This is a genomic window from Microbacterium sp. NPDC097977, from assembly GCF_040302605.1.
Lineage (GTDB): Bacteria > Actinomycetota > Actinomycetes > Actinomycetales > Microbacteriaceae > Microbacterium.
This window is the reverse complement of the sequence record NZ_JBEOUR010000003.1, coordinates 45,009-66,672: the sequence shown is the minus strand read 5'-3', so window position 1 is coordinate 66,672 and position 21,664 is coordinate 45,009. Positions and strand designations below refer to the sequence as shown.

At 68.2% G+C, this 21,664-nt stretch carries 23 protein-coding genes and 3 tRNA genes; 13 read left to right on the top strand and 13 right to left on the bottom strand.

What is annotated here, in order from left to right; genetic code table 11:
• Window positions 1–78 precede the first annotated feature (78 nt).
• From ABTZ43_RS01535 to ABTZ43_RS01525, 3 genes are read left to right on the top strand one after another with little or no spacing between them, the layout of a single operon-like run.
• The gene (locus tag ABTZ43_RS01535; protein ID WP_350537611.1) at window positions 79–921 is read left to right on the top strand and encodes a glycosyltransferase family 2 protein; all 843 of its coding nucleotides are present in this window, start codon (window positions 79–81) and stop codon (window positions 919–921) included.
• Window positions 918–1,748 (top strand): endonuclease/exonuclease/phosphatase family protein, encoded by an 831-nt coding sequence (locus ABTZ43_RS01530; protein ID WP_350537610.1) that lies wholly within the window; start codon window positions 918–920, stop codon window positions 1,746–1,748. The genes ABTZ43_RS01535 and ABTZ43_RS01530 overlap by 4 nt, the downstream gene beginning before the upstream one ends.
• A complete protein-coding gene (locus ABTZ43_RS01525) occupies window positions 1,745–2,374 on the top strand; it encodes a DUF2238 domain-containing protein (RefSeq protein WP_350537609.1) in 630 nt (209 codons plus the stop codon). Before ABTZ43_RS01530 ends, ABTZ43_RS01525 begins: the two co-directional genes overlap by 4 nt.
• Here the strand turns inward: ABTZ43_RS01525 and ABTZ43_RS01520 are convergent.
• Both ABTZ43_RS01520 and ABTZ43_RS01515 read right to left on the bottom strand, forming a co-directional pair.
• Window positions 2,372–2,445 (bottom strand) — tRNA-Ile (locus tag ABTZ43_RS01520). The genes ABTZ43_RS01525 and ABTZ43_RS01520 overlap by 3 nt on opposite strands.
• Window positions 2,446–2,474: 29 nt before the next feature.
• Entirely contained in the window at window positions 2,475–3,011 is a 537-nt protein-coding gene (locus ABTZ43_RS01515) for a gamma carbonic anhydrase family protein (RefSeq protein ID WP_350537608.1), read from the bottom strand.
• A gap of 141 nt (window positions 3,012–3,152) precedes the next feature.
• Here ABTZ43_RS01515 and ABTZ43_RS01510 point away from each other — a divergent pair, with 141 nt between their 5' ends.
• Window positions 3,153–3,638 (top strand): Dps family protein, encoded by a 486-nt coding sequence (locus ABTZ43_RS01510; protein ID WP_045255174.1) that lies wholly within the window; start codon window positions 3,153–3,155, stop codon window positions 3,636–3,638.
• An 83-nt stretch (window positions 3,639–3,721) separates the two neighbouring features.
• Here the strand turns inward: ABTZ43_RS01510 and ABTZ43_RS01505 are convergent, their stop codons facing one another.
• From ABTZ43_RS01505 to ABTZ43_RS01485, 5 genes are read right to left on the bottom strand one after another with little or no spacing between them, the layout of a single operon-like run.
• Window positions 3,722–5,218 carry an amidohydrolase gene (locus ABTZ43_RS01505; protein WP_350537607.1) on the bottom strand — a complete coding sequence of 499 codons (1,497 nt, stop codon included), beginning with the start codon at window positions 5,216–5,218 and terminating at the stop codon, window positions 3,722–3,724.
• Entirely contained in the window at window positions 5,215–5,856 is a 642-nt protein-coding gene (locus ABTZ43_RS01500; RefSeq protein ID WP_350537606.1) for an FMN-binding negative transcriptional regulator, read from the bottom strand. Before ABTZ43_RS01500 ends, ABTZ43_RS01505 begins: the two co-directional genes overlap by 4 nt.
• 23 nt (window positions 5,857–5,879) lie before the next feature.
• Complete coding sequence (locus tag ABTZ43_RS01495) at window positions 5,880–6,908, bottom strand: Fpg/Nei family DNA glycosylase (RefSeq protein WP_350537605.1); 1,029 nt, start codon at window positions 6,906–6,908, stop codon at window positions 5,880–5,882.
• A gap of 1 nt (window position 6,909) precedes the next feature.
• Entirely contained in the window at window positions 6,910–7,395 is a 486-nt protein-coding gene (locus ABTZ43_RS01490) for a ribose-5-phosphate isomerase (protein ID WP_056417308.1), read from the bottom strand.
• Between the two features lie 37 nt (window positions 7,396–7,432).
• A complete protein-coding gene (locus ABTZ43_RS01485; protein WP_350537604.1) occupies window positions 7,433–8,617 on the bottom strand; it encodes a ferrochelatase in 1,185 nt (394 codons plus the stop codon).
• Window positions 8,618–8,741: 124 nt separating this feature from the next.
• Between ABTZ43_RS01485 and pepN the strand changes: the two genes are divergently transcribed.
• The 4 genes from pepN to ABTZ43_RS01465 all read left to right on the top strand — a co-directional run bounded on the left by pepN (window position 8,742) and on the right by ABTZ43_RS01465 (window position 14,542).
• Complete coding sequence (gene pepN, locus ABTZ43_RS01480; RefSeq protein WP_350537603.1) at window positions 8,742–11,294, top strand: aminopeptidase N; 2,553 nt, start codon at window positions 8,742–8,744, stop codon at window positions 11,292–11,294.
• Window positions 11,295–11,367: 73 nt separating this feature from the next.
• On the top strand, window positions 11,368–12,441 hold the full coding sequence (locus ABTZ43_RS01475) for a mechanosensitive ion channel family protein (RefSeq protein WP_350537602.1): 1,074 nt from the start codon (window positions 11,368–11,370) through the stop codon (window positions 12,439–12,441).
• Window positions 12,396–12,887: a globin gene (locus tag ABTZ43_RS01470; protein WP_502885294.1), complete on the top strand. Its 492-nt coding sequence runs from the start codon at window positions 12,396–12,398 to the stop codon at window positions 12,885–12,887. Before ABTZ43_RS01475 ends, ABTZ43_RS01470 begins: the two co-directional genes overlap by 46 nt.
• Window positions 12,884–14,542, top strand: a complete 1,659-nt coding sequence (locus ABTZ43_RS01465; RefSeq protein WP_350537600.1) for an FAD-binding dehydrogenase — start codon at window positions 12,884–12,886, stop codon at window positions 14,540–14,542. The genes ABTZ43_RS01470 and ABTZ43_RS01465 overlap by 4 nt, the downstream gene beginning before the upstream one ends.
• A 22-nt stretch (window positions 14,543–14,564) precedes the next feature.
• Here the strand turns inward: ABTZ43_RS01465 and ABTZ43_RS01460 are convergent, their stop codons facing one another.
• Complete coding sequence (locus tag ABTZ43_RS01460; RefSeq protein WP_350537599.1) at window positions 14,565–15,233, bottom strand: DUF8185 domain-containing protein; 669 nt, start codon at window positions 15,231–15,233, stop codon at window positions 14,565–14,567.
• 51 nt (window positions 15,234–15,284) lie between these two features.
• Here ABTZ43_RS01460 and ABTZ43_RS01455 point away from each other — a divergent pair, with 51 nt between their 5' ends.
• Window positions 15,285–16,172 (top strand): acyl-CoA thioesterase, encoded by an 888-nt coding sequence (locus ABTZ43_RS01455; RefSeq protein ID WP_350537598.1) that lies wholly within the window; start codon window positions 15,285–15,287, stop codon window positions 16,170–16,172.
• Between the two features lie 15 nt (window positions 16,173–16,187).
• Here the strand turns inward: ABTZ43_RS01455 and ABTZ43_RS01450 are convergent, their stop codons facing one another.
• The 4 genes from ABTZ43_RS01450 to ABTZ43_RS01435 all read right to left on the bottom strand — a co-directional run bounded on the left by ABTZ43_RS01450 (window position 16,188) and on the right by ABTZ43_RS01435 (window position 19,534).
• Complete coding sequence (locus tag ABTZ43_RS01450; protein ID WP_056417286.1) at window positions 16,188–16,676, bottom strand: acyl-CoA thioesterase; 489 nt, start codon at window positions 16,674–16,676, stop codon at window positions 16,188–16,190.
• 7 nt (window positions 16,677–16,683) lie between these two features.
• A complete protein-coding gene (gene ettA / locus ABTZ43_RS01445; protein ID WP_056417283.1) occupies window positions 16,684–18,363 on the bottom strand; it encodes an energy-dependent translational throttle protein EttA in 1,680 nt (559 codons plus the stop codon).
• A gap of 95 nt (window positions 18,364–18,458) precedes the next feature.
• The gene (locus ABTZ43_RS01440; RefSeq protein ID WP_350537597.1) at window positions 18,459–18,956 is read right to left on the bottom strand and encodes a DUF6993 domain-containing protein; all 498 of its coding nucleotides are present in this window, start codon (window positions 18,954–18,956) and stop codon (window positions 18,459–18,461) included.
• Between the two features lie 44 nt (window positions 18,957–19,000).
• Entirely contained in the window at window positions 19,001–19,534 is a 534-nt protein-coding gene (locus ABTZ43_RS01435) for a single-stranded DNA-binding protein (RefSeq protein WP_350537596.1), read from the bottom strand.
• 204 nt (window positions 19,535–19,738) lie between these two features.
• On the opposite strand from ABTZ43_RS01435, the gene ABTZ43_RS01430 reads away from it, so the two are divergent.
• On the top strand, window positions 19,739–20,008 hold the full coding sequence (locus ABTZ43_RS01430) for a hypothetical protein (RefSeq protein WP_350537595.1): 270 nt from the start codon (window positions 19,739–19,741) through the stop codon (window positions 20,006–20,008).
• A gap of 44 nt (window positions 20,009–20,052) precedes the next feature.
• Here the strand turns inward: ABTZ43_RS01430 and ABTZ43_RS01425 are convergent.
• Window positions 20,053–20,128 (bottom strand) — tRNA-Arg (locus ABTZ43_RS01425).
• Window positions 20,129–20,187: 59 nt separating this feature from the next.
• Here ABTZ43_RS01425 and orn point away from each other — a divergent pair.
• The 3 genes from orn (at window position 20,188) to ABTZ43_RS01410 (ending at window position 21,660) form a co-directional block, all read left to right on the top strand.
• Window positions 20,188–20,814, top strand: coding sequence for an oligoribonuclease (orn, locus tag ABTZ43_RS01420; RefSeq protein ID WP_056417275.1), 627 nt, complete (start codon window positions 20,188–20,190; stop codon window positions 20,812–20,814).
• Window positions 20,815–20,850: 36 nt separating this feature from the next.
• Window positions 20,851–20,926 (top strand) — tRNA-His (locus tag ABTZ43_RS01415).
• A gap of 104 nt (window positions 20,927–21,030) precedes the next feature.
• Window positions 21,031–21,660, top strand: a complete 630-nt coding sequence (locus ABTZ43_RS01410; protein WP_350537594.1) for a LysE family transporter — start codon at window positions 21,031–21,033, stop codon at window positions 21,658–21,660.
• Window positions 21,661–21,664 lie beyond the last annotated feature (4 nt).

The following is a 21,664-nucleotide window of genomic DNA, read 5'->3' as shown; positions in this document are numbered from 1 at the left end:
TCACCCTCATCCACTGTCAAGTCCCTCGCCGCACCGCGGCCACGGTGTCAGACTGTAGGCGATGACAGGACGATCGGTATGACGGGTACCCGAGGGGATGGCGAGGACGTGTGCCGTTCCGACACCGCACGGCACGGGACCGTCACAGTCGCACCGCGAGGCGAGCCGGCCGTCTCGGTGGTCATCCCCGTGAAGGACGATGCGGCGCTGCTGACGCGCTGCCTGTCGGCGCTCACCGCTCAGGATCGACCGGTCGACGAGATCATCGTCGTCGACAACGGCTCCTCCGACGACTCGGCCGATCGCGCCAGAGCCGCGGGGGCGCGTGTCGTGCGCTGCGATGATCCCGGGATCCCGGCTGCGGCGTCCGCCGGCTACGACGCCGCCCGCGGCGATCTCATCCTCCGTCTCGACGCGGACTGCGTGCCGGAGCCCGGATGGGTGCGAGCGATCGTCGGCGCGTTCGCCGCGGACGCGGACATCGCCGCGTTCACCGGTCGAGCGCGGTTCACCGACGGGCCGGCCGCGCTCCGCACGCCGTTGGAGCTGCTCTACCTCGGTGCGTATCGCGCGCTGCTGGGCCTCACGCTCGGGCATCCGCCGCTGTTCGGCTCCAACCTGGCATTCCGCCGCGAGGCATGGGAGTCCGTGCGCGGCGAAGTGCATCGCGACGACCCCGAGCTGCACGACGACCTCGACCTCGCTTTCCATCTCGGCAGGGGGCACCGCATCGGCATGCTGCCGGAGGGCCGTATGGGGATGTCGATGCGACCGTTCACCGATGGCCGGTTCGGCCGTCGGGTGCACCGGGGGTATCGCAGCGTCGTCGTGCATTGGCCCCACGACTTCCCTCCGCGACGGTGGCGACGTCTTGTCACGGAGAGTCTGCGCCGACGTGCGGCGCGGCGGGTGCTCGCATGAGCACTCCTGCGGTCATGGGGCCCGCGTCGGCTCCGGATCTCCACGTGATGTCCTTCAACATCCGTCGCGCGATGGACGGTCCCCTGGTCCGCCGAGCAGACCGGTGGGGCCGGCGCGCCCCGGCCGTCGCGGCGCTGCTCGGAGCGGAGGCGCCGACGATCCTGGGGCTGCAGGAGGTGCGGCCCCGGGCGCTGCGCGTCGTCCGAGAGGCGCTGGGCCCGCGGTACCGGTCGCTCGGTCGAGGTCGCGGGAGACACGGCAACGGCGAGGGCACTCCGATCCTCTACGACACCTCGCGGGTGACGCTGAGGTCGTGGACCCAGCAGGCGCTCTCGGACACGCCCAGCAGCCCGGGATCGATCGGCTGGGGCAACCTGATCCCCCGGATCCTCGTGGCCGCGGAGTTCACGGATGTCGCCACCGGCCGGTCTCTGCTGGTCGTGAACACCCACCTCGATCACCTCTCCCCCGCCTCGCGTGCGCATTCCGCGCGCGACGTCGTGGCGCTCGTCGCCCGCAGCGCCGCACCGGCCGTCGTGATGGGTGACCTGAACGCCGGGGACGGGTCGACGGCCGTGCGGGCTCTGATCGCGGGAGGGCTGGCGGACAGCTGGAGCGAGGCGGAGACGCGACTGACCCCCGAGTGGGGCACGTGCCCGGGGTATCGACCTGCCCGCGCCGAAGGACGCCGCATCGATCGGATCCTCATCACTCCCGGCATCCGCGTGCGGGAGTCCGCCATGAACGACCGATCGTTCGACGGCATCCGCCCCTCGGATCACCTGCCGGTGCAGAGTCTGCTCACGATCGTGGAGGATGGCCGATGACTCTCAGAGACGACTTCCTGCGTCCTCCCCGCACCGCCGCGGAATGGGCGGCGGACGCCCTCCGTGTCATCGGAGTGGTCGCGGTCGGTGTCGCGGCGATCGTGCTCGCGCCGACGGACGTCGGGATCACCGCGCTCGCCCTCCCCGCCCTGATGCTGCCACGGATGCTGGGCCTGCGCGGATGGTTCGATCTGACCACGTGCGTGCTCGTCCTCGCGGCGGCGTGGAGCAACGTCTTCGATCTGTACCGCAGCGTCCCCGGATGGGATCTGCTGCTGCATTTCGCCTGCACCGGCGTGCTCGCGGTCATCGCCGCCGTCGTGCTCACGCGCGCCCGGATCGCGCCGATCACCCGCGGCGACGCGGTGTCGGCTCGTACCCCGCTCGTCCTTCTCCCCCTGATCGCGCTGGCGCTCAGCGCGATGTGGGAGATGGTCGAGTGGCTGGGCCTGACGTATCTGAGCGACGAGATCTTCGTGACGTATCAGGACACGATCGGCGACATGGTCTTCGGCGGTCTCGGTGGTCTGGTCGCGGGCCTCGCACTCGTGTTCGCGCCCGTCGAGCGCGCGGCACGAGAGGCGAGCGATGCAGGCATGGTCGCGTCAGCAGTCGTGCGGGAGTAGGGCGGGCGGGACTTGAACCCGCGATCGTTGGGTTATGAGCCCACTGCCTTAACCAGCTTGGCCACCGCCCCGCGCAGACCAGCCTAGCGGGCTGGCGGAGTCAGACCGGTGTGGCCTCGATGTGCGCGCGCACGTGGCGGAGGTAGGCATCGGCGTTGTCGCGGAGTCCCACCCTCTCGTTGTCGGTGAGGGGTCTGCGCACCGTGGCGGGTATCCCCGCGACCAGGGATCCGTCGGGCACCTGAGTGCCGCCGAGGACGACGGCACCGCCCGCCACGAGGCACCCTGCGCCGATGACCGCGCCACTGAGCACCACGGCGCCCATGCCGACGAGCGAGCCGTCGCCGATCGTGCAGCCGTGCACGACGGCATTGTGTCCGATCGACACGTCCGCTCCCAGGAGCACGGGATGGGCGGCGTCGACGTGGACCGAGACGTTGTCCTGCAGGTTGCTCCGCGCACCGACGGTGATGGAAGCGGAGTCCGCGCGCAGCACGGCGTTGTACCAGACGCTTGAGCCTGCAGCCAGCGAGACCTGTCCGACGATGCGCGCACCGTCGGCGACGAAGACGTCCTGAGCGATCGAGGGCTCCTTTCCCGGAAGTGCGAGAACGGATGCTCCACGTGCGATGACCATGAGGGGAGACTACCCTCACATCCCAGGAATACCGCGTGTTTCCGGGGCACTAAGCCGAGCCTTCGCTTGCTTGCGGAATGTTTTCAGATGAGTAGCGTTGTCTTCATCAGGTACGAGAAGAGCACTTCAGAGGAGCACAGCATGAGCAAGGTACAGACCGTTCCCACCACCGCCAGCGACCCGACCGTGGCAGCCGCAGCGGCTCAGTTCCTCTCCCCCGTCGTCCTGGGACTGCAGGCACTGACGGTCAACGGCAAGCAGGCCCACTGGCACGTTCGCGGAGCGAACTTCGTCGGCGTGCACGAGCTGCTCGACACGATCGTCGCCCACGCCGGTGACTTCGCGGACACCGCGGCCGAGCGGATCGTCGCCCTGGGGCTCCCGATCGACGCCCGCGTCAGCGCCGTCGCCGCCAAGGCCGGAGCCACCTCGGTTCCTGCAGGCTTCACGCAGTCCGACGAGCTCGTGCGCGCCGTCATCGCCGACATCGACGCGATCCTGGTCGATGTCAAGGCCGCGATCGACGGTCTCGACGAGGTCGACCTCACCAGCCAGGACGTCGCGATCGAGGTCATGCGCGGACTCGAGAAGGACCGCTGGTTCCTCGTGTCGCACATCGCCGCCTGATCACCAGACGTATCGACGAGGGCACCGGGGTCATCCCGGTGCCCTCTTTCGTGTCCGAGTGCCCTCTCTCGTGTCCGAGAGTCTCAGCCGCCGTGCGTGACGCGGCCGGCCACGAGCGTCGCGATGACCGGCATGGCGCGCAGATCCGCACCCGAGGCCTGCAGCGGATCGACGCCGCAGAGGGCGATGTCGGCGAGCTGTCCAGGGCGCAGGGCGGTGCGGACGCTGGCCTCGAGCGCCTGCGCACGAGTGAGTCGCTCCTCCGGATGCCACGCGGCGCGATCGTCATCGGTGCGAGTGACCGCAGCGGCGATCGCCTGCCACGGATCCAGCGGGGCGACGGGGGCATCGGATCCGAACCGGAGCTCGACCCCGGCGTCGCGGAGGGCTCTGAGCGGGTAGCCCACTGACGTCTGCCCGGCCCAGTGCGTGCCGACGAGATCTCGGTCGTCGAGAGCGTGCTGAGGCTGCACACTCGCGATCAGCCCGAGGCGACCGAAGCGGGCGAGATCCGCGTGGCGCACGAGCTGTGCATGCTCGATGGTGCCGGCGGCACCGGAGAGGGTGAAGGCGTCGAGGGCTGCGGTGACCGCGCGGTCTCCGATCGCGTGCACGGCGACGCCGAGACCGCCCCCGGTCGCGGCGGTGAGGAGTTCGGTGAGCTCGGCGGGCGGGACCGTGAGCACTCCGAAGTTCTCCGGATCTCCGGGATAGGGGTGCGAACATGCGGCCGTCCGAGTCCCCAGCGATCCGTCGCTGATGACCTTCAGCGGTCCCACGCTGATCAGCCCGCGAGCGGCCTCCGGCGTCTCCGAGTGCTCATGCGGCTCGCCGGATCGCAGTCCCTCGGCGATCGCCCGTGTCAGGTCGGAGGGGTAGATCGCGAATTCCACCCTGTGTGCGGCGAACCCTGCGGCGACGCGCCGTGACCAGGCCTCGGCGTTCCAGGCCATGTCGAAGTCGACGAGCCCGACGACCCCTCGCGCTGCCGCGCGCTCACCCGCCGCTCGGACGGCGATGTCGGCGCGAAGCGGCTCGACGGCGTTCAGCCGTCGCGAGATCTCGAACGCGTCCTGCTCGCGCAGCATCCCGTCAGGGCTCGAGAACCCCTCGAGCCGCAGCGCGGCGGAGTTCAGCCAGGTGCTGTGCACATCGGCGTTGATCAGGTACGTCGGCACGGTGCCGGTGGCGCGGTCGAGCAGCGCGAGTTCGGGAGCGTCCGGCCACAGCGCATCTCGGAAACCGCTGCCGACCTTGCGACCGTCGGGCAGAGGCGCGGCGGCCGCCATGATCGATGCGGCCTCCGCCGCAGACGATGCCCCTCCGAGCGCGACGCGCTCGGTCGCGAGCGCCCACTGCACTGTGTGCACGTGGTTGTCCCACAGGCCGGGGACCGCCCAGGCCCCGTGTCCGTCGAGGACCTCGCCGGACGGGCCCAGCGCTCCTGCCGGCGCGATGTCCGCGATCAGCCCGTCGTCGAGGAAGATGTCGACCGGCTCGTCGTCGATCAGGAACTCACTGCCCGGGCCCGCGATGCGCACGTTCGCGACGGTGCCGATCCGGGATCCGACGCCGCTCATCCGGCGGCTCCGAGACGGGCCTGCTGCGCGCGCCTCATGTCGGCGGCGAGTTCGGGCTGTGCGTACGGCCCGTCGCCCTCGAGATGCGCGATCACCGCCTCGATCGTCTCGGCGTCCTTGTTCTGGCTGAGCTTGCGCTTGGCGACGACGCGCGTCGGTGTGAGGCGGAATCCGACGGTGCCGGCGGCCAGCCGCTCGATGAACGCAGGATCGTTCGGTCGCTCCCACATCCGGCGCGGATCCGGCATCCGCCCCTCGAACCGGTCGACGAGCCGGTCCAGCACACGGAGGTTCTCCTCATCGCTCAGGATCTCGGGGACCCCGGCGAGGTGCATGGCGGTGTAGTTCCACGTCGGCACGGCCTGGACGTCGCCGTACCACCCCGGCGAGATGTAGCCGTGAGGCCCCTGGAGCACGACGAGCAGTTCGCGCTCGCCCATGCCGTGGATCCGGTCATCAGGGCGTCCGACGTGGCCCACGATCGTGAGATCGTCCCTCCCGTCGTCGAGCAGCACCGCATAGTGCGAAGACACGAGGCCCTCAGGGCCGTCGCTCACGATCGTCGCCCACGGATTGCCATCGATGACACGACGGATCTCCTGAACGTCCGCAAGCGTGAAACTGGGATTCTGACGCATCCTCCCAGCCTACGGTCGACGGCTCACGCCTGGCAGCGCGGACACCAGTAGAGCTTTCGCGCCCCGATCTCCTCGAGTGCGATCTCGGTGCCGCAGATCCGACAGGGCAGGCCCGCCCGGTGGTAGACCCAGTGCCGATCGTCGCGGTTCGCCATCGCTGCGCGATACTGCGCCGCGGAGAGGTCGTCCATGGTCATCATCTGACCTGTCTCGACGCCGATGGCGAGCAGACGCACCCAGTCGTGCCAGAGCGCGCGCACCACGTCCTCCGGAACCTCACGCCCAGGCGTGTGCGGGTTCAGTCGCTGACGGAAGAGCATCTCGGCGCGGTACACGTTGCCGATGCCGCTGACGACGGCCTGGTCCATCAGGAGCAGCGCTATCGCGGTCGGCTTCCGGCGTACGGCGCGGACGAACCGCTCCTCGTTCTCCACCGGATCGCCCACGAGCGGATCGGGGCCGAGCTTGGCGACACTCGCCAGCATCTCCTCCGGGGTCTGCAGCACGCACGCCGTGGGTCCGCGCAGGTCGGCCGCGGTGATGTCGGTCATCAGCCGCAGACGCACCTGACCCACCACCGGCGGCGGCCACTCCAGCCCTTCATCGGCGAGTCCCTTGGTCTGCTCCGACATGCGGACGTGCACGCGGGTGCGTCGTGGTGCACCGATGGACGCGAGCGAGTTCTCGCCCGCCTCATCGAGGATCGCGTCATCCGACGCCGCACCGTCGACCGGCTCCTCGTCGATGACCGTGCCCCGCTGGTTCGTCTGGCCCATGCGTCCGTTCGCGGCGGCGATGGTCGGATCGACGATGATGTCGCCGGCGAAGTCCCAGGCCCCGTAGAGGCCCAGGTGCACCCGGAGCCATACGTCGCCCTCCGCTTCGAGGAACATCTGCTTGCCGACGGCCTGCACGCTCAGCGCCTCACGCCCGTCGAGGACGGCGGCGCCCTCGGCGAACCGCCCCTGGGGGCTCGATGCGCTCAGCGACTTGCCGACGAAGTTGCGGTCGAACTGCCGCGCGATGCGATGTACGGAATGCCCCTCCGGCATGTCAGGCCCGAGGGTCCGGCAGCAGCGAGCCGTCGCGCTCGAAGTCCGCGATCTGACCGATCCGGCGGACGTGCCGCTCGTCGTGCGAGAAGGGGGTCGCGATGAACGTGTCGATGAACGAGGTGACCTCCTCGAACGTGTGCTGGCGCGCACCGATCGAGATGACGTTCGCATCGTTGTGCTCGCGGGCGAGCTCGGCGGTCGACGTGTTCCAGACCAGAGCGGCACGCACGCCCGCGACCTTGTTCGCCGCGATCTGCTCGCCGTTGCCCGATCCTCCGAAGACGACCCCGAGGGTCTCGACGCCCGCAGCCTGATCCGCCACGACGGCCTGGGCCGCGCGGATGCAGAACGCGGGGTAGTCGTCGACCGCGTCGTACTCGATCGGACCATGATCGACGACCTCGTGCCCGGCGCCGCGGAGGTGCTCCTGCAGCTGCGTCGAGAAGTCGAGACCGGCGTGATCGGTGGCGATGTGGATGCGCATGGCATCCATCCTAGAAGCGCAGCCCCTCAGCGGATGCTCACGGGGCGATGCCGGAGGCGGCCGGCTTGAAACCCGCACGCACGTTCTCGCAGCAGCCAGGACGACAGACGTCGAACGCCCCGGGGAGAGAGGTCACGTGCGGCCGCTCCTCGTTGGGGCGCCCCTCGAGGCGCTCCACGATCAGATCGACGATGCCGGTGACGAACGAGGGCGCGACACCCGGCGTCGGGGTACGTGTGAAGGCGAGCCCCGCCTCTTCGGCGGCCTCGGCCGCCTCGGTGTCGAGATCCCAGAGCACCTCCATGTGATCGCTCATGAAGCCGACCGGGACGACCGCGACGGCCTTGCGCCCGCGTGCGGGGAGCTCGCCGATCACGTCGCACACGTCAGGCTCGAGCCACGGCTGCGATGCGGGGCCGGAACGGGACTGGTACACCAGCTCCCACGACACCTCCGCAGCCTCGGGGATGCTCTCACGGACCCTGTCCATGACCCAGGCGGCGACCGCGAGGTGCTGAGCCGCGTAGGCGCCGCCCTCTCCCCAGTCGATGTCGCGGGCGCCGGAGCGCTCCGCATCGGCGGTCGGGATGCTGTGGGTGGAGAAGAGGATCTGGATCTCGGCGGGCGCGATGCCCTGACTCATGAACGTGTCGACGGCCTCACGCACACCCGTCTCGAAGGACTCCACGAATCCGGGGTGGTCGTAGAACGGACGGATCTTGTCGATCGTCACCGTCTCGCCGAGATTCGTCTCCTCGAGCACACGGGCGAAGTCCTCGCGGTACTGTCGGCAGCTCGAGAAGGAGCTGTAGGCGCTCGTCGCGAAGGCGAGCAGCGTCCGCTTCCCGTCGGCCGCGGCCTCGGTCACGACCTCCTCGAGGTACGGGCTCCAGTTGCGGTTGCCCCAGTACACCGGAAGGTCGATGCCCCGGCGGGCCAGCTCGCCCTCGAGCGCCTCCTTCAGGATGCGGTTCTGTCCGTTGATCGGGCTCACACCGCCGAAGTGACGGTAGTGGTGCGCGACCTCCTCCAGCCGCTCGTCGGGGATGCCGCGTCCGCGCGTGACGTTGCGGAGGAACGGGATGACGTCATCCTGACCCTCCGGCCCGCCGAAGCCGGCGAGGAGGATCCCGTCATAGGCGACGGGGGTCGTCATATAGGGCGCGCCCGTGGAGGCGGCAGCAGAGGAAAAGCGGACGGTGTTCGGCTCGATCGCGGTCACCCCTTCATTCTTTCACCTCCGGAGAGCGTGACAGGCCGCCGTGCTGGCGTAGGCTGTCAGGGTTGCCGTGGGCGCCAACTGCGCTGGGTTGCGGCAGCATCCCCTCACCCCTGGGAGTACCGCTGTGCCTGGAGAGAACCTCACCCGCATCGAAGCGCAGGAGCGCCGTGACGTCGTCGACACCCAGTCGTACGAAGTCTCGCTCGACCTGACGAAGGGCGCCGAGGTCTTCGGATCCCGCAGCGTCGTGCGCTTCACCGCGACGCCGGAGAGCTTCACCTTCATCGACCTGATCGCTCGTGAGGTGCGCGAGATCTCGCTCAACGGCGAGCAGCTCGACCCCGACGAGGTGTTCGAGGACTCGCGGATCGCCCTCTCCGGTCTGCAGGCCGAGAACGTCCTCGTCGTCGACGCGGACTGCGCCTACACCAACACCGGAGAGGGGCTGCATCGCTTCGTCGACCCCGTCGACGACGAGGTCTACCTCTACTCCCAGTTCGAGGTCCCCGACTCGCGTCGCGTCTTCGCCGTGTTCGAGCAGCCCGATCTGAAGGCCACGTTCCAGTTCACGGTGACGGCCCCGTCGTCGTGGAAGGTCGTCTCCAACTCCCCCACGCCCGAGCCGATCGTGCACGACGACGATTCGGTCGCCACGTGGGGCTTCGAGCCCACTCCCCGCATCTCCTCGTACATCACGGCGCTCGTCGCCGGACCCTACGAGTCGACGTTCTCCGAGCTCACCAGCGCCTCGGGTCGCGTGATCCCCCTCGGCGTCTATGGCCGCAAGAGCCTGTGGCAGCACCTCGACGCCGACTACATCTTCGACAAGACACGCGAGGGATTCGCGTACTTCGAGTCCAAGTTCGGCGTTCCGTACCCGTTCGCCAAGTACGACCAGCTCTTCGTCCCCGAGTTCAACGCCGGAGCCATGGAGAACGCCGGAGCGGTCACCTTCACCGAGACCTACGTCTTCCGCAGCAAGGTCACGGATGCCGTCAAGGAACGTCGTGTCGTCACGATCCTGCATGAGCTCGCCCACATGTGGTTCGGCGACCTCGTCACGATGAAGTGGTGGAACGACCTCTGGCTCAACGAGTCCTTCGCGGAGTGGGCCTCCACCATCGCCACCGCCGAGGCCACCGAGTGGACCGAGGCGTGGACCACCTTCAACGCGATGGAGAAGACCTGGGCGTACCGCCAGGATCAGCTGCCCTCGACGCACCCGATCACCGCCGTGATCAACGACCTCGAAGACGTGCAGGTCAACTTCGACGGCATCACGTATGCGAAGGGCGGTTCCGTCCTCAAGCAGCTCGCAGCCTGGGTCGGCATCGAGGAGTTCTTCGCCGGCGTCTCGCAGTACTTCCAGAAGCACTCCTGGGGCAACACCGAGCTCAGCGACCTGCTCACCGAGCTCGAGGCCACCAGCGGTCGCGACCTGACGACCTGGTCGAAGAAGTGGCTGGAGACCGCCGGTGTCAACACGCTCGAGCCGCTCATCGCCGATGACGCCGACGGCACCATCACGCGTTTCGCGGTGACGCAGACGGCCCCCGCCGACTACCCCACGATCCGCCCGCACCGTCTCGGCATCGGCTTCTACACCCTCGAGGACGGCGCTCTCGTGCGCACGCACTACGCGGAGGTCGATGTCGACGGAGACCGCACCGAGGTTCCGGAGCTCCACGGGCTCACGCGTCCCGATCTCGTGCTGCTCAACGACAACGACCTCGCCTACGCGAAGATCCGCCTCGACGAGAAGTCCCTCGCCACCGCGATCGCGCATCTCGCCGACATCAGCGATCCCCTCGCGCGATCGCTCGTCTGGGGGGCCGCCTGGGATCAGACCCGCGACGCCGAGACCGCAGCCTCCGACTACATCGACCTCGTGCTCGGCAACATCGGACGCGAGACCGAGTCGACGACCGTGCGTACCACGCTCGCCCAGCTGCGCACCGCTGCCACCCTGTACGTCACCCCCGAGAAGCGTCTCGCTGCGCGGCAGAAGATCGCCGACGGCATCTGGGCGCTCGCCGAGTCCGCGGAGTCGGGCAGTGACAGCCAGCTCCAGTTCGTGACCGCCTTCGCCGGATCGCTCGTCACCCCGGAGCACGCCGGCATCATCGGCCGTCTGCGATCCGGCGAGGAGACGCTCCCGGGGCTCGAGATCGACGCCGACCTCAACTGGCAGCTGCTCGTCGGTCTCGCCACGATCGGCGCCACCGACGCGGCATCCATCGATGCCGCACTCGCGGCCGACAACACCTCGAAGGGTGGCGAGTTCGCCGCCCAGGCCCGAGCGGCTCTGCCCGACGCCGCAGCCAAGGACGCCGCCTGGGAGTCGCTGATCGAGCGCGGAGATGCGCCGAACACCATCGTCCGCTCTGCGGCGCTCGGCTTCGTGCACCCGGCAGGTGCCGAGGTGCTGCGGCCCTTCGTGCCGAAGTACTTCGACATGCTGATCCCGATCTGGGAGTCGCGCACCTACCAGATCGCCCAGTACCTGATCGTCGGCCTTTTCCCCACCGCGATCGCCGATGCGGAGCTGCGCGACGCGACGAGGACCTGGCTGTCGGAGAACCAGGACGCCGCCCCGGCCCTTCGCCGTCTCGTGCTCGAGAACCTCGCCGACGTCGAGCGCGCGCTGGCCGCGCAGTCCCGCGACGCCGAGGACTGAGAACCGAAGTCCGATCAGGCCTCTGCGCGGTGCGTCCAGCCCGCGCAGAGGCCTGATCGCTACTCTGGAGGTGATGATGCAGCCATTCCAAGTCACCCCCGAACCCGCCCCCGCCGACCTGCCGAAGTGGTGGGTAAACACGCTCGATGTCCTCGGCGTCATCGGCGGCAAGGCCCTCAGCGTCGGCATCATCATCGTGGCGTGCGTGCTCATCGCACTCGTGCTGCGCGTGGTCATCCGCCGGGTGGTGCACCGCATCGTCGACACGGCCAAGACCAAGGCGGACGTCGACGACACGCAAGCACTGGAGCGCTCCCCGCTCGCCGATATGCGTCTCGTGCAGAGGACCCGCACGCTCGGCACCATCCTGCAGAACATCGTCAACGTGATGCTCGTGGTGATCGCACTGGTCCTCATCGTGAATGCGCTCGACAACAGCCTGCTCGGCTCGCTCACGCTGCTGACGGCCGCGGTCGGCGCCGGCCTGGGCTTCGGAGCGCAGAACATCGTCAAGGACGTGCTGAACGGCATCTTCATCGTGGCCGAGGACCAGATCGGCATCGGCGATGTCGTCGACCTCGGGCTCGCCTCGGGCGTCGTCGAGTACGTCAGCGTCCGGATCACCCAGGTGCGTGATGTCAACGGAACGCTCTGGTACGTCCGCAACGGCGAGGTGCTGCGCATCGGCAACATGTCTCAGGGATGGGCGCGGGCGATCATCGACCTCGGCGTCCCCGCAGACTCCGACCTCGACCAGGTCGAGAAGCTCATGCTCGAGACCGCGCAGGGTCTGGCCAAAGACCCGAAGTGGCGTACCCGCATCGTCGAGAAGCCCGAGCTGTGGGGCCTCGAGTCGATCGACGGCGATGCCCTGGTCGTGCGGCTCGTGATCAAGGCGCGCGCGAATGCGAAGGACGACGTCGCGCAGGAGCTGCGCAAGCGTCTGCGTACGACCATGCGCGAGCACGCGATCGACTTCCCCAGCATGACGACGGTCGTGCCGACCGGGCTCGACGGTGCGCGCCGGGTGCGCGGGGCCAATCCCCCCAGGACGCGGCCCAATGCCGTCACGGGCGTGCCCGTCATCCCGGATCGCGGCATCTGGCGGCGCAAGAAGACGAACGACGACGGGAGTCCCCAGAAGTGACCTTCTACGACGAGGTGGGCGGTCGAGAGACCTTCGCGAAGATCGTCGCGGTCTTCTACCGGGAGGTCGCCCAGGATCCGGTCCTCAAGCCGATGTACCCCGAAGACGACCTCGGGCCGGCGGAAGAGCGTCTGCTGATGTTCCTCGAGCAGTACTGGGGAGGGCCGACCACCTATGGCGAGACTCGGGGGCACCCCCGACTGCGGATGCGGCACATGCCGTTCCACGTCGACCCCGACGCCCGGGACCGGTGGCTTCGACACATGCGGACGGCTTTGGACGAGGCACAGTTGTCGCCCCTGCACGAATCGACGCTGTGGGACTATCTCGAGCGCGCGGCATATGCCATGGTGAACACATTCGAGCCGTCAGGCATCGGCGCTCCCGCCGAGGGACGATCCCCGCTCGAGACGAGATCACGTCAGGAATCAACGGAGAGCACATGACGACCACGCCCCAGTCCGCCGACGTCCTGGTCATCGGATGGGGGCTCGCCGGTCTCGTGGCCGCGAGCGAGGCGCTGGATGCCGGCCGTCGCGTGATCCTGGTCGATCAGGAGCCTCGGACGAACCTCGGCGGCCAGGCCTGGTGGTCCTTCGGTGGACTGTTCCTCATCGACTCCCCCGAGCAACGGCGCATGGGCATCCGCGACTCGCTGGCCCTCGCGACGCAGGACTGGCTGGGCACGGCGGCGTTCGACAGGCCCGAGGACGAGTGGCCGCGACGCTGGGCCGAGGCCTACCTCCAGTTCGCCGCCGGCGAGAAGCGGGCCTGGCTGCGCGAGCGGGGCGTGGGCTTCTTCCCGGTGGTCGGCTGGGCGGAGCGCGGCGGCTACGGGGCGCTCGGCCCCGGCAACTCGGTGCCGCGGTTCCACATCACCTGGGGCACCGGGCCCGGGATCGTCGCGCCCTTCGCCGCGGCGGTCGAGCAGGGCGAGCGCGAGGGACACCTCACGATCCTCCCCCGCCACCGCGTGACCGAGCTGGTCGTCACCGACGGAGCGGTCACGGGGGCCAGAGGGCAGATCCTCGAATCGACCCCGACCGCGCGGGGCGTCGAGAGCTCTCGGCGCTCGATCTCCGACTTCGAGATCAGCGCCGGGGCGACGATCGTGGCCTCAGGGGGCATCGGCGGGAACCACGACCTCGTGCGGGCCGCCTGGCCCGAGCGTCTGGGAACGCCTCCGACGCACATGCTGACCGGCGTGCCCGCCTACGTCGACGGTTCGATGCATGCGGTGTCGGAGGCCGCGGGAGCCCGGCTCATCAACGGCGACCGCATGTGGCACTACGTCGAGGGGATCACCAACTGGGATCCGGTGTGGCCGTCGCACGGCATCCGCATCCTTCCCGGTCCGTCGTCTCTGTGGCTCGATGCCACCGGCACCCGCCTGCCGGTGCCGCTGTTCCCCGGATTCGACACGCTGGGAACCCTCGCTCACCTGCGCGCGACCGGCCATGACCACTCCTGGTTCGTGACCTCGCGCCAGATCGTCGAGAAGGAGTTCGCGCTCTCCGGCAGCGAGCAGAATCCCGATCTCACCGGCAAAGACGTGGGACTGCTCCTGAAGTCGCGACTCGCGAAAGGTCCCACCGGCCCCGTGCAGGCGTTCTTGGACGAGGGCGAGGACTTCATCGTCGAGAACGATCTGGAATCGCTCCTCGAGCAGATGGCGACGCATCCAGGGGGCGAGTTCCTCGACATCGATCACGTCCGCCGCGAGGTCGTCGCCCGGGACCTCGAGATCGAGAACGACTTCACGAAGGATGCGCAGATCGGGATGCTGCGCTCGATGCGCGGGTATCGCGGAGATCGCCTCATCCGTACGGCGGCTCCGCATCGGCTGCAGGATCCCTCAGCCGGCCCACTCGTCGCCGTCAAGCTGCACGTGCTCACCCGGAAGTCGCTCGGCGGGATCACGACCGACCTGGACGGACGCGCCCTCGGGCTCGACGGCGAACCGATCGCCGGCCTCTTCGCCGCCGGAGAGGCCAGCGGCTTCGGTGGCGGCGGCGTTCACGGGTACCGGGCGCTCGAGGGGACTTTCCTCGGAGGATGCCTGTTCTCGGGCCGTCAGGCGGGTCGCGCGGCTTCGGCCTGAAGTGGGTGACCGCCTCGGTCGGTCACTCCGCTGCGCCCGTTCCGCGAACGGCCGTGAGTCCGGTCGCCACCGGACCGCGGGCGAGCACGTGGCCGCGGCGGAACGCGAGCCTGGTCCAGCGGCCGGAGCGCATGACGGGCACGTCCTCCTCGCCGGAGATGAACCCGAACGCATCGGCTGCGAACGCGACGCCGCGCGGCAGCCCGCCGAGATCCTCGTCCGGCTCACCCCAGATCGCGGCGCGGAGGGCGCGGACAGCCTCCTCCCCCGACCCCGGAGTCGCCCCGCGGGCGACGGCGCTGATGCCCCACTGAGCACGCTGGGCGATGACGGACGCGGCGAGGTTCGATTCCGCCTTCCACTGGCCGCGCGGCGGGGCGATCCCCGCCCAAGCCGGTGAGAGGCCCGTCTCCGGCAGGATGAGCGCGCGATCGTCCTGCTCGTCTGCCGTGAGCGATGCCACGACCACGTCGCACTCGAGTTCGGGATCCGCCTGCACGATGCGCATGGCGAGAACGGTCGGCGTCTGATCGAAAAGTCCGTGCGGCGACAGCGCTGCGCCGGTCAGGGCGAGAACGCCTCCGGCGGCCTGCAGTCGCACCCCCTCGTCGGAGATGCGCGTGGCTCGCCCGATGAAGGTCAGGACGTCCTTCGACGTCTCGGGATCGGCGAGGAGGAGCTGGTGCGGCACACCCTCTAAACTATCAAGGTCAGCGGCGGCAGCAGTCGCGGGAAGGACGCCATGACCCCGGACGCACACGCGATCAGCACCGTCGCACAGCTCCTGTCGGTGCTGGACCTCGATTCGACGCAGGCCCGCACGACCGAGGACATCTTCACCGGCTCGTCGCACCCGATGCCCTCGGGACGGATCTACGGCGGCCAGGTTCTCGCCCAGAGTCTTCTCGCTGCGGAGCGCACTCTGCCCGAGGACCGCGCGGTGCATTCGATGCACGGGTACTTCCTTCGACCGGGCGATGCGAGTCAGGGCATCACGATCGCCGTCGACCGGATCCACGACGGTCGTTCGTTCTCCACCCGCCGTTCTCAGGCGTACCAGAACGGTGTGCCGATCTTCTCGATGATCGCCTCGTTCCAGGACGCCGACCCCGGGGTCGAGCACGCCGCCCCGATGCCCGATGACGTGCCGGGGCCGGATACCCTGCGCCCCGACGAGGAGCGTGTCGAGGGACTGCCGGCGGGCGTGGCGCGGATGCTCAGCGACCGTGCGGCGGATGTACGACACATCGATTCGCCGCTGTTCCTGCCGAGCGACGACTCCCGTGTGCCGCAGCAGGGTGTCTGGATGCGCATGAAGGCTCCGCTCCCCGACGACCAGAGGATCCATCGCGCTGCACTGGCGTACCTGAGCGACATGACGATCCAGGAGTCCATCCTGCGCGCCCACGGGCTGTTCTGGGGACTTCCGGGGTTGAAGGTGGCGAGCCTCGATCACGCGATGTGGTGGCACCGCCCTGCCCGCGTCGACGAGTGGCTGCTGTATCTGCAGGAGTCCCCGAACTCCCGAGGCGGTCGAGGGCTCGCCCAGGGACGCATCTACACCGAGGCCGGCGAACTCGTCGCCTCCGTGGCGCAGGAGATCATGGTGAGGGTGCCGACGGCGGAGTGACGGCCACCCGCCGCATCAGCGGTGGGCGTACTCGATCGACGGTCCCACGAAGGGCTCCCAGGCCTCGCGCATCTCCGGGGTGAGCCGGGTCGGTCTCCCGGTGCCCGCGTCCACGAGAACGATCACGGCCGTCGAGCGCGCGTAGATGGTGCGCGGCTCGGATGCGGGGTCGTTGTGCACCTCATAGCAGACCTCCACGCTGGATCCGCCGAGCTTGCCGAACCACATCTGCACCTCGAGTGGTCGACGCTGGTATGGAACGGGCGCGAGGTACTCGATCTCCTGCCGGGCGATCAGGGTGAGCACACCCTCGTCGATTCCGGAGTCGAGGACGGCCGTCGACGGCGCCTGCTCACCGGGCCCCGCACGCCAGAACGCGCGCACGCGCGCCTCCTCGAGCAGTTTCAGCATCGAGGTGTTGTTGACGTGGTTGAACGCATCCAGATCCCCCCAGCGGAGATGGATCGGGATGTGCAGGCGGGGTCCCGGTGTCAGGTCGGTCATCGCTGACTCAGTCGCGAGTGAGCTTGCGGTGCGTGGAACGGTGCGGCTTGGCGGCATCCGGACCGAGGCGCTCGATCTTGTTCTCCTCGTAGGCTTCGAAGTTGCCCTCGAACCAGTACCACTTCGCGGGCTTCTCGTCGGTGCCTTCATAGGCGAGGATGTGCGTGGCGATGCGGTCGAGGAACCACCGGTCGTGCGTGATCACCACGGCGCAACCGGGGAATTCGAGAAGGGCGTTCTCGAGCGAACCCAGGGTCTCGACGTCCAGATCGTTGGTCGGCTCGTCGAGGAGCAGCAGGTTGCCACCCTCCTTGAGAGTCAGCGCGAGGTTCAGGCGGTTGCGCTCACCACCCGAGAGCACGCCCGCCTTCTTCTGCTGGTCCGGGCCCTTGAAGCCGAACTTCGACACGTACGCTCGCGAGGGGATCTCGGTCTTGCCGACCGTGATGTAGTCCAGTCCGTCGGAGACGACCTCCCACAGCGTCTTGTCGGGGTCGATGTTGGACCGCGACTGGTCGACGTAGCTGATCTTGACCGTCTCGCCGATCTTGAGGTCACCGGCGTCGAGGGGCTCGAGACCGACGATCGTCTTGAAGAGCGTGGTCTTGCCGACACCGTTCGGGCCGATGACGCCCACGATGCCGTTCGGCGGCAGGTTGAAGCTGAGCCCGTCGATGAGCATCCGGCCGTCGAAGCCCTTCTCGAGCTTCTTCGCGTCGATGACGATGCTGCCGAGACGAGGACCCGCCGGGATCGAGATCTCCTCGAAGTCCAGCTTTCTGGTCCGTTCGGCCTCGTTCGCCATCTCTTCGTAGCGGGCGAGACGAGCCTTCGACTTGGTCTGACGGCCCTTCGCGCTCGACCGGACCCACTCCAGCTCCTCCTTGAGGCGCTTGGCGAGCTTGGCGTCCTTCTTGCCCTGGATCTCGAGGCGCTCGCCCTTCTTCTCCAGGTAGGTCGAGTAGTTGCCCTCGTAGCCGATGAGGCGTCCGCGGTCGACCTCGGCGATCCACTCCGCGACGTGGTCGAGGAAGTACCGGTCGTGGGTGATGGCGATGACGGCGCCCTTGTAGGCCTGCAGGTGCTGTTCGAGCCACAGGACGCTCTCCGCGTCGAGGTGGTTCGTGGGCTCGTCGAGGAGCAGGAGGTCGGGCTTCTGCAGCAGCAGCTTCGCCAGGGCGACACGACGCTTCTCTCCACCGGACAGCGGCGCGATCGCAGCATCGGCCGGGGGCGTACGCAGAGCATCCATCGCCTGCTCGAGCTGAGAATCGAGGTCCCACCCGTCTGCAGAGTCGATCTCCTCCTGCAGCGTGCCCATCTCCGCGAGCAGAGCGTCGAAATCAGCATCGGGATCCGCCATCAGCATGGAGATCTCGTTGAATCGATCGACCTTCGCCTTGATCGCGATCCCGTCCTGGATGTTCTCCAGTACGGTCTTCGACTCGTCGAGCTCCGGCTCCTGCATGAGGATGCCGACGGAAAATCCGGGCGAGAGCTTGGCCTCGCCGTTCGAGGGCGTGTCGAGACCCGCCATGATCTTGAGGATCGTCGACTTGCCGGCGCCGTTGGGCCCCACCATGCCGATCTTGGCGCCGGGGAGGAACGCCATCGTGACGTCGTCGAGGATGAGCTTCTCGCCCACCGCCTTGCGCGCACGAACCATCGAGTAGATGTACTCAGCCACCGAAAACCGCTCCTTCTGTTGGCGTCGAAGATCGACACTCCAGCCTACCGGCGATTACGGCCGGGACCACCGAGAGCGCTGTCAGGCGAAGGTCGTCACCAGTCGATGGCACGGGTGGTGCCGACGAGGCAACGCCCCTCGGCCAGCTGCGGCAGCACGACCGTCACGGGATCGCCGGTGGACGGACCCACCTGACCGACCAGGCACTCCTCCTCGCCCCACCGCACGGAGAACTGCAGACTCTCCGCCGGGTTCCCCACCGTCGTGGAGTCCTGCGTCACCTGCATCGCCGAGCGGTCGAAGCCCGCACCGATCAGCGCGTCGATGTACGCCCGGCCCGAGGCCCGCTGATCGGATGCCCAGACCTGGGCCACGATGGCCGAGAAGAGCGGGAGATTGTCATCGGCCGTCCCGTCGGGCACATAGCTCGGTCCCGCCGGCTCTTCGGTGGCGCCGGGGCTCTCCACCGCGGGCGACCGCACGGGATCCGGGGATGGAGTCGGACCGCAGGAGGTCAGAATGAGCATCAGCATCGTCGTGGCGCCGGCCACGCCGAGGACGCGGCTTACGTGGGAGTCCGATCGTCGAAGCACGAACCGAGTCTAGGGTGCGCGTCCGCAAGCGTGCGCCGAGCGCGTCACCGTTCAGCCGCCACCTCTTCCTCGTGCTGGCCGTTCGGGGTGTAGTCGGCATCGTCCGCCGCCCACGGCGTCTGGATCTCGCGTCCCTCGTGCTCGGCGGATCCCTCCCCCGCGACCTCGTCCGCCTGCCCGGCTCCCGCGGTGCCGCGGGAGGCCTGCTCGGGCGACGTCGACCGCGCGCTGCGCCGATAGGCGGTCGTCCCCCAGCGAAGATCGTGCCCGATGACCTCCGCATCGATGTCGACGCTCGTGCCCTGCTTGCCGTTGTTCTCCCATGTGCGGATCTTCATCCGCCCGGTGACGATCACGCTGTCCCCGGAACGGAGCGAGGTCTTCGCGTTCTCCGCGAGCTGCCGGAACGCGGCGACGGAGTACCAGTTCGTCCCCACGTCGATCCACCTCTGCGTCGCCTCGTCGAAGCGTCGATGCGTGCTCGCGAGCCGGAAGTTCGTGACGGGGATGCCGCCTGCCGTCCGCCCCTGCGTGGGGTCCGTCGCGACGTTTCCGACGATGGTGACCGTGTCGTGCATGATGCCTCCTCTGTGGCCCGGGACTGCCCCGGATCGCTCCAGAGTGCGTCAGGTCGAGGCAGCGTTCCGCGGTCGAACACACGACGACGGGACAAACTCGTGAACGCATGAATCGTGCAGAAGAGGCGGTCTCGTCCGCCGGTCCGCCGGGCGAGTCGCAATGTCGGTGGTCGATCGTATGTTCGAGGAATGAGAGGAGATTCCATGTCCGACACCCTGACCACGTCCCTGCCCGAGGCTCCCTACGCGACCCCCCGGCTGTCCAGTCCCCGAACGCGCCTCGTGCGCGCGTCCGACCACCTCTGGCGTGTGCAGGGCGACGACGGCCGAGTCCTGGGGCATCTGCGCCTCGTGCCGCATCCGCTCGGCATCCGCTATCGCGCGGAGCGTCTGCATCTCGCCACCGCGACGTTCCGTCTGGTGGGCGACTTCTGGAACCCTGATGACGCGGTCGCCGCGCTCCGAGCCGGGTGATGACCGCCGACCGCGCAGCTCACGACCGCGAAACCACGGAGGAATGGTGCCCCCGGCAGGATTCGAACCTGCGACCAAGAGATTAGAAGGCTCCTGCTCTTTCCCCTGAGCTACGGAGGCGCACGCATCCAGCGTACAGTCCCGGGCTGCGATGTCGGAGCCGTCGATAGGATGGCGAAATGGTATCTGCCTCAGAGAACGACCGCCTCGTGTGGATCGACTGCGAGATGACCGGCCTCGATCTCTCCATCGATGAGCTCGTCGAGATCGCGGTGGTCATCACCGATTTCGAACTGCGACCGGTCGACCCGGGTTTCCAGGTGGTGATCCGCCCGAGTGCGGCGTCGCTCGAGAACATGAACGACTTCGTCACGAAGATGCACGAGACCTCGGGACTCATCACCGAGATCCCTGACGGCGTCTCGCTGGCCGAGGCCGAGGAGCAGACCCTCGCCTACATCAAGCGATTCGCGCCCGTGGAGCGCAAGGCACCCCTGGCAGGCAACACGATCGGCACCGACCGCATGTTCCTCGCGAAGTACATGCCGCAGGTCGACAACTGGCTGCATTACCGGAACGTCGACGTCTCGAGCATCAAAGAGCTCTCGCGTCGCTGGTACCCGCGGGTCTTCTTCCAGGCCCCCAGCAAGGACGGCGGGCATCGCGCCCTCGCCGACATCCTCGAGTCCATCCGCGAGCTGCGCTACTACCGCGAGGCGGTGTTCGTCGACGAGCCCGGGCCGTCGAGCGACGACGCCCGCGACATCGCGACACGCACCGTGTCAGAGTTCACTCTCAACATGTAATAGACTCGTCTGGTTGCCAACTCCGGTTGGCGCATGGTGGGTATAGCTCAGCTGGTAGAGCGCTGGCTTGTGGTGCCGGATGTCGCGGGTTCGAGTCCCGTTACTCACCCCACAGCGAGAAGGCCCGGGTCCGAGACCCGGGCCTTCTCTCGTATCACCTCTGATTTCACGTCGCCCGTCGGCGGCACTCCCGAAGCTCGCCCATAGGATTGTCTGATGTCCCTCGCCGTCTGGTTCTCGCTCCTGACAGCGTGCGTGGTGATCAGCTTCACGCCGGGCGCGGGTGCCATAAACACCATGTCCAATGCTCTCAACCAGGGCTGGAGACGTGCGATCTGGGGCATCATCGGGCAGCAGCTCGCCCTCGTCGTGCACGCGGCCATCGTCGCCGCAGGTCTCGGGCTCATCGTGTCGCGGTCTGAGGTGCTGTTCACGGTCATCCGCTATGCCGGCGCCGCGTACCTCGTGTTCCTCGGGGTCCGGCTGATCCTCGCCAAAGCGAGCACACCGGATGCAGTCGACCAAGAGACGGTCGATCTCCGTGAAGGACACTGGCCGATGATCAGACGAGGCTTCTGGGTGAATCTGCTGAACCCGAAGGCAATCGTGTTCTTCCTCGCGTTCATCCCCCAGTTCATCCGTCTCGATCAGCCGCAGCTCCCCCAGTACCTCGCTCTCATCGCCACCGTGATCGTCGTGGACGTCGCGGTGATGTGGGGCTTCTTCGCCGTCGCAGCGCGGCCGTTCCGCAGGCTCACTCGCACGTCCCGCGGACAGCGCATGCTGAACTCGGTCTTCGGTGTGCTGTTCATCGCCGTCGCCGGGCTCCTCGTCTTCCTGCACTGACGCC

Bases quoted from the DNA above. Each gene is read 5' to 3' on its own strand.
- ABTZ43_RS01535 (WP_350537611.1), top strand. From the start codon at position 79: ATGACGGGTACCCGAGGGGATGGCGAGGACGTGTGCCGTTCCGACACC.
- ABTZ43_RS01530 (WP_350537610.1), top strand. From the start codon at position 918: ATGAGCACTCCTGCGGTCATGGGGCCCGCGTCGGCTCCGGATCTCCAC.
- ABTZ43_RS01525 (WP_350537609.1), top strand. From the start codon at position 1,745: ATGACTCTCAGAGACGACTTCCTGCGTCCTCCCCGCACCGCCGCGGAA.
- ABTZ43_RS01515 (WP_350537608.1), bottom strand. From the start codon at position 3,011: ATGGTCATCGCACGTGGAGCATCCGTTCTCGCACTTCCGGGAAAGGAG.
- ABTZ43_RS01510 (WP_045255174.1), top strand. From the start codon at position 3,153: ATGAGCAAGGTACAGACCGTTCCCACCACCGCCAGCGACCCGACCGTG.
- ABTZ43_RS01505 (WP_350537607.1), bottom strand. From the start codon at position 5,218: ATGAGCGGCGTCGGATCCCGGATCGGCACCGTCGCGAACGTGCGCATC.
- ABTZ43_RS01500 (WP_350537606.1), bottom strand. From the start codon at position 5,856: ATGCGTCAGAATCCCAGTTTCACGCTTGCGGACGTTCAGGAGATCCGT.
- ABTZ43_RS01495 (WP_350537605.1), bottom strand. From the start codon at position 6,908: ATGCCGGAGGGGCATTCCGTACATCGCATCGCGCGGCAGTTCGACCGC.
- ABTZ43_RS01490 (WP_056417308.1), bottom strand. From the start codon at position 7,395: ATGCGCATCCACATCGCCACCGATCACGCCGGTCTCGACTTCTCGACG.
- ABTZ43_RS01475 (WP_350537602.1), top strand. From the start codon at position 11,368: ATGATGCAGCCATTCCAAGTCACCCCCGAACCCGCCCCCGCCGACCTG.
- ABTZ43_RS01465 (WP_350537600.1), top strand. From the start codon at position 12,884: ATGACGACCACGCCCCAGTCCGCCGACGTCCTGGTCATCGGATGGGGG.
- ABTZ43_RS01455 (WP_350537598.1), top strand. From the start codon at position 15,285: ATGACCCCGGACGCACACGCGATCAGCACCGTCGCACAGCTCCTGTCG.
- ABTZ43_RS01450 (WP_056417286.1), bottom strand. From the start codon at position 16,676: ATGACCGACCTGACACCGGGACCCCGCCTGCACATCCCGATCCATCTC.
- ABTZ43_RS01435 (WP_350537596.1), bottom strand. From the start codon at position 19,534: ATGCACGACACGGTCACCATCGTCGGAAACGTCGCGACGGACCCCACG.
- ABTZ43_RS01430 (WP_350537595.1), top strand. From the start codon at position 19,739: ATGTCCGACACCCTGACCACGTCCCTGCCCGAGGCTCCCTACGCGACC.
- orn (WP_056417275.1), top strand. From the start codon at position 20,188: ATGGTATCTGCCTCAGAGAACGACCGCCTCGTGTGGATCGACTGCGAG.
- ABTZ43_RS01410 (WP_350537594.1), top strand. From the start codon at position 21,031: ATGTCCCTCGCCGTCTGGTTCTCGCTCCTGACAGCGTGCGTGGTGATC.